The sequence below is a fragment of the Pseudonocardia sp. genome (genome assembly GCF_025965585.1).
Taxonomy (GTDB): Bacteria; Actinomycetota; Actinomycetes; order Mycobacteriales; family Pseudonocardiaceae; genus Pseudonocardia.
The window spans coordinates 1-5,474 of the sequence record NZ_JAOPWR010000551.1 but is presented as its reverse complement, the minus strand read 5'-3'; the positions used below and the strand labels follow the sequence as shown (position 1 = coordinate 5,474).

Sequence of the window (5,474 nt, the reverse complement as noted above, 5' to 3'; positions counted from 1 at the left end):
ATCAGGACGATGGAGGAGTTGATCGTCGCCATGAGGAGGCCGAGCGTGGTGTTCGACAACGCGACCCATTTGTAGTTGGGGCCCGGTGCCGGCTTCCCGTCCGGTGTCCCCCGCACCACCGCCTGTTCGACGACTGCCATCTCGACCACAACTCCCCGCGCAGTAGGCATCCGCAATACTTAGTTGTCTTATGCTAATCACCACCTGGGTCGGAGGGGAAGTCGGTACGGAGAGTCGCTCACCACACCCGGTCCTCACCTGCGAGCGGCACGTCCGGGCGAGGGGTCGCCCGGACGTGCCGCTCGTATCGCGGGGTGGAGCGGTCAGCCCTGGTGGGGGTGGCCCGAGGCGGTCGGCGCCACGAACGTCTCCTTGATCGTCCGCGGGCTCACCCAGCGCAGCAGGTTGTAGGCCGAGCCCGCCTTGTCGTTGGTGCCGCTCGCGCGCCCGCCGCCGAATGGCTGCTGGCCGACGACGGCGCCGGTGGGCTTGTCGTTGACGTAGAAGTTGCCCGCGGCGAACCGCAGCGCCGCAGACGCCCGCGCCACGGCCGCGCGGTCGCGGGCGACGATCGAGCCGGTCAGGCCGTAGGGCGCGCCGCTGTCGACCTGCTTGAGCACGGCGTCGAAGTCGCCGTCGTCGTAGACGTGTACGGCCAGCAGCGGGCCGAAGTACTCGGTGCGGAACACCGCGTGGGTGGGGTCGGTGCCGACGACGACCGTCGGCCGGACGAAGTAGCCGACTGCGTCGTCGGACGTGCCACCGGCGATGACCTCCAGCTCGGCACGGGCCATCTCCTGCGCCGCGGTGACCTTGTCGAACGCGCGGCGGTCGATGACCGCGCCCATGAAGTTGGAGAAGTCGACGACGTCTCCCATGGTCAGCGCGTCGACCTCGGACGCCAGGTCGTCGCGCAGCCTCGTCCACACCGAGCGCGGGACGAACGCGCGCGACGCCGCCGAGCACTTCTGCCCCTGGTACTCGAACGACCCGCGCACCAGGGCCGTCCGGAGCACGTCGACGTCGGCGGAGGGGTGGGCGAGCACGAAGTCCTTGCCCCCGGTCTCGCCGACGAGTCGCGGGTAGGTGGCGTAGCTGCCGATGTTCGCCCCGACCTGGCCCCACAGGTGCTGGAACGTGGCCGAGCTTCCGGTGAAGTGGATGCCCGCGAGCGCCGGGTCGGCGAGCAGCACCTCGGAGACGTCGCGACCGTCGCCGGTGAGCAGGTTGATGACGCCGGGCGGCATCCCTGCCTCCTCGAGCAGCTGCAGCGTGAGGTGCGCGGCGAGGCCCTGGGTGGGCGACGGCTTCCAGATCACCGTGTTGCCCATCAGTGCGGGCGCGGTGGGGAGGTTGCCGGCGATCGCGGTGAAGTTGAACGGTGTGATCGCGTAGACGAAGCCCTCGAGCGGGCGGTAGTCGAGCCGGTTCCACACGCCGGGACCGCTCATCGGCTGGTTCTCGTGGATCTGGCGGGCGAACGCCACGTTGAAGCGCCAGAAGTCGGCCAGCTCGCACGCCGCGTCGATCTCGGCCTGATAGCAGGTCTTCGACTGGCCCAGCATCGTCGCCGCGTTGAGCCGCTGGCGCCACGGGCCGCTCAGCAGGTCGGCGGCGCGGAGCAGGATGGCCGCGCGCTCGTCGAAGGGGAGGTCGCGCCACATCGGGGCGGTCCGCAGCGACGACTCCACCGCGGCCTTCGCGTCCTCGTGGCCCGCGTTGGCGGTGACGCCCAGGACGTGCGCGTGGTCGTGCGGGGCGACCACGTCGATCCGCGCCCCGCCCGCCATGTGCCGGCGGCCGTCGATCGTCACGGTCAGCTCGTGCTGCTGCCCGCCCAGCTCGGCGAGCGCCCCCTGCAGGCCGGCGCGCTCGGGGGAGCCGGGGGCGTAGTCGCGGACGGGCTCGTTGTGCGGCGTGGGCGTGCTGGTGACGGCGTCCATGGGTGCAGAGCCTAGGAGCGCCGGCATGATCGAAATTCGTTCACGCGGACGATGATGAGCCGCTCGGCTTGTCGGATCGGACAGCTGCGAGAAGCTGGAGGTGGTGCATCAGCCGCGCCCGCGGGTCGTCGAGATCGAGACCGCCGACAGCCACCGCGCGCCGGACCCGATAGCGCAGCGTGTTGGGGTGCACGGTCAGTCCCGCGGCCGCCGCGCGGACATCCCCGAGCGCGTCCAGCCACGCGACCACCGATCCGACGAGCTCGGTGCCGTGCTTCCGGTCGTAGTCGACGAGCCGCGCGACGGCCGGGTCCTGCAGGTCGGGGTGGGCGTCCAGCAGTTCGAGCGTGCGGTGCAGCAGCACCTCGGCGCGCAGGTCGCCGAACACCGCGACGCTGCGGTCGGCGTCCATCGCGTCCAGGACGCGGTCGGCCTCCCCGCGCGATCCCGCGACGGCGACCAGACCGTCGACCGCCGATCCCACGCCGGCCTGCACGCGGCTTCCCGTGCGGCTCGCGATCCGCTCCGCCACCTCCGCGCACATCGCCACCAGGGCCGGTTCGGCGCGGTCGCGGGGCACGTCGGGCAGCACGGCGTAGACGCGGGCGCCGAGGGCCGCCGTGAGCGCGGCGCGGCGGTAGCCGGCGGCGTGCACCGACACCACCTCGGCGAGCTCGGCGAGGCTCAGCTCCTGCTCGGCCCCGACCGCGCGCACCGCGAACGCCACCACCAGCGCGGACGCGTGGACGTCCAGCCCGAACGTGGCCGCGACCAGCTCGGCGTTCGCGCGCCCGTCGAGCAGCCCCGTGACGAGGTCGTGGCTCCACCGCGCCCCCGACACCCGGTGCCCGCGCTGCCGGATGAGGTGCCCTGCCGCCACGCGGGCCGCCCCGAGCAGCACGTCCTCCGCTCGCTCGGAGAACGGCGCCGCGCCCTCCTGCACCCAGATCGTGCCGAGCGAGCGCTGACCGGCGTGGATGCCGACGGCGAGCCTGCGCCGGATGCCCAGCTCCGGTCGCTCGTCGACGCGCACCACGTCCTCGCCCGCCCGCAGCCGGTCGAACACGCCCCACTCGCGCAGCAGTCGCAGGTGGTCGCTCGGGCCCTGCCAGCCCAGGATCGACAGCCGGCGCAGCTCGTCGACCTGGGCGGCGTCGCTGTCGGAGCGGGAGTAGGCGAGCACGCGGCTGGCCGTGTCCTCGATGCTGACGATGCCGCCGGTGAGCAGGCCGATCGTCTGGGCGAGGGAGAACAGATCGCCCGGGCTGTCGTCGTCGAGCGCGCCGTCCTCGTCCAGCACGGCGCGGGCCAGGGACTCCAGCCGCTCCCACCGCACCTCCGGGCGCACGGTCAGCAGCGCGACCCCCGCCTCCTCCGCCGCGGCACGCAGCTCGGCGGTGCCGGTCTCGCCCGACTTCACGGCCACCGCGGCCGCGCCCCGGCGCGCCACGGTGCGGACCGTGCGCAGCGCGTCGCGGCCGCGGGCGCCGATCACCAGCACCAGGTGGCCGGGGTGCTCGTCGGGTCCGTCGTCGGGGTCGACGATGGCCAGCCCCGTCACGGGCATGTCCAGGCCGGTCGGCGCGACGAGCAGCTCGACGAGGGGTTCGCCGACCGCGGTGAGCAGCTGGCGCAGGGTGGTTTCCACGGACGATGAGACTGGCCCAATGTTGTCCGTTCGGACAAGCCTGGACGAGATCTGTCGCCCTACCGTTCTCGCATGCTCAGGTCGACGCTGCACGCCGCCGCCCGCTCCCGGACCGTCCGCGCCCTGGTCGAGTCCGGCGCTTTCGACCCGCTCGTCGACCGGTTCGTGGCCGGCACCGATGACGACGCCGTGCTCGCCGTCGCGCGGCACCTCGCCACCGACCGGCTGGTGACGATCGACCACCTCGGCGAGGACACCACCGACCGCGCCCAGGCCGACACGATCGTCGCCGCCTACGTCGGCCTGCTGCGCCGCATCGGCGACGAGGGGCTCGCTGGACGTGTCGAGGTGTCGGTGAAGCTCTCCGCGCTCGGCCAGAGCCTCCCGGCCGACGCCGACAAGGTCGCGCTCGACTCGGCGCGGCAGGTGTGCGAGGCGGCCGCTGCGGCGGGCACCACGGTCACCGTCGACATGGAGGACCACACGCTGACCGACCGCACCCTGCAGGCGGTGCGCGACCTGCGCGTGGACTTCCCGTGGGTCGGCGCCGTGCTGCAGTCGCAGCTGCGCCGCACCGAGGCCGACTGCCGCGACCTCGCCGGCCCCGGCTCCCGGGTGCGCCTGTGCAAGGGCGCGTACGCGGAGCCGTCGAGCGTGGCGTTCGAGCGGCGGGAGGTGGACCTGTCCTACGTTCGCTGCCTCACGGTGCTCATGGACGGCGAGGGGCTACCGATGGTGGCCACCCACGACCCCCGGCTGGTGCAGATCGCCCGGTTCCTCGGCCGCGGGCGGCCCTACGAGGTGCAGATGCTGCATGGGATCCGGCCCGACGCCCAGGTGGCGCTCGCGGCCGAGGGGGAGGCGTTGCGCGTCTACCTGCCGTACGGGACGGAGTGGTTCGGCTACTTCATGCGCCGGCTCGGTGAGCGCCCGGCCAACCTGCTGTTCTTCGCCCGCTCGCTGCTCAGCCGGGGCTAGCGGGTGTTCAGGCGTTGCCGTAGACCCTGACCGGCTCCACCAGCACCGCCACCCGCCCCTCCTCCCGCATGACCCGGTCGTAGGTGTCCCAGTCGTCGTGCGTGCCGCCCGCCGCCACGAACACGGCGCGCAGCAGCAGGCGCAGCGACTCCGCGTCGGTGTCGCCCGGCCCGATCAGCTCGCTCGTGCCGTCGACGCCGACCCAGCGCCAGCCCGCGCGCCACAGGATGGAGGTGGCCGGACGCGCGCGGAGGTTGCGCAGCTTCACCTGCCCGTACGTCACGTAGCCGACCACGGGCACGCCGGTGACGGAGTGGTCGAGCGCCCCGGCGTTAACCAGCGAGGTGTGCGGTGTGCCGTCGGCGCGCACGACGGCCACGCTCGCCAGCCCGGAGTCCTGCGCGACGATGCGGCGGACGGGGTCCAGATCGATGCTCACCGGGCCGAGTCTGGCAGTCCTCAGGACTTGACGAGCGGGGATACCCGTTGCGGCGAGACCTTGAGGACCACGTCGCTGTCGGCACCGGAGCGCCCCGCTGCCTCCAGGCCCGGGCGAGCCGGCGGGATCGGGCTGCCGCGTCCCGTTTGTGTCTGGTCGGCGCGCTGCGTCTCCGCGCGGACGGCGGCGACCTCGGCTCGTTCGCCGTCACCATCGAGGTGTGCGTCCCGCAGGGTCAGCCCCCTTCGTGTGGGGGCCGCGCCGGGACGGCACGACGCACCCGGCCGGACGCAGCGCCATCGCCCTGACCACGACATATCCATCCGTCCTCGAGTAACTGGCTCAACGGGGGACAGAGATCTAGGCGATCCGGCGGACGCCCCCGTCGCTGCTCAGGAACACCCCACGCAGGCCGAGGCCGGCCCTCGCGCAGGTGAGAACGAGCGCGTCGGCCCATGCGCGGTCG

General features: G+C 73.1%; 4 protein-coding genes. 1 reads left to right on the top strand and 3 read right to left on the bottom strand.

All coding sequences use genetic code 11. From position 1 onward, the window contains the following. Positions 1-323: 323 nt before the first annotated feature. Together pruA and JWR81_RS34020 are read right to left on the bottom strand one after the other, a co-directional pair. Positions 324-1,943: an L-glutamate gamma-semialdehyde dehydrogenase gene (gene pruA / locus JWR81_RS34025; RefSeq protein WP_297662185.1), complete on the bottom strand. Its 1,620-nt coding sequence runs from the start codon at positions 1,941-1,943 to the stop codon at positions 324-326. A gap of 40 nt (positions 1,944-1,983) precedes the next feature. After that, entirely contained in the window at positions 1,984-3,591 is a 1,608-nt protein-coding gene (locus JWR81_RS34020) for a CdaR family transcriptional regulator (protein ID WP_297662183.1), read from the bottom strand. Between the two features lie 72 nt (positions 3,592-3,663). Between JWR81_RS34020 and JWR81_RS34015 the strand changes: the two genes are divergently transcribed. Then, positions 3,664-4,569: a proline dehydrogenase family protein gene (locus tag JWR81_RS34015; protein WP_297662181.1), complete on the top strand. Its 906-nt coding sequence runs from the start codon at positions 3,664-3,666 to the stop codon at positions 4,567-4,569. Positions 4,570-4,576: 7 nt separating this feature from the next. Here the strand turns inward: JWR81_RS34015 and JWR81_RS34010 are convergent, their stop codons facing one another. Next, a complete protein-coding gene (locus JWR81_RS34010; protein ID WP_297662179.1) occupies positions 4,577-5,008 on the bottom strand; it encodes a TIGR03618 family F420-dependent PPOX class oxidoreductase in 432 nt (143 codons plus the stop codon). Positions 5,009-5,474 lie beyond the last annotated feature (466 nt).

Bases quoted from the DNA above. Each gene is read 5' to 3' on its own strand.
- pruA (WP_297662185.1), bottom strand. From the start codon at position 1,943: ATGGACGCCGTCACCAGCACGCCCACGCCGCACAACGAGCCCGTCCGC.
- JWR81_RS34015 (WP_297662181.1), top strand. From the start codon at position 3,664: ATGCTCAGGTCGACGCTGCACGCCGCCGCCCGCTCCCGGACCGTCCGC.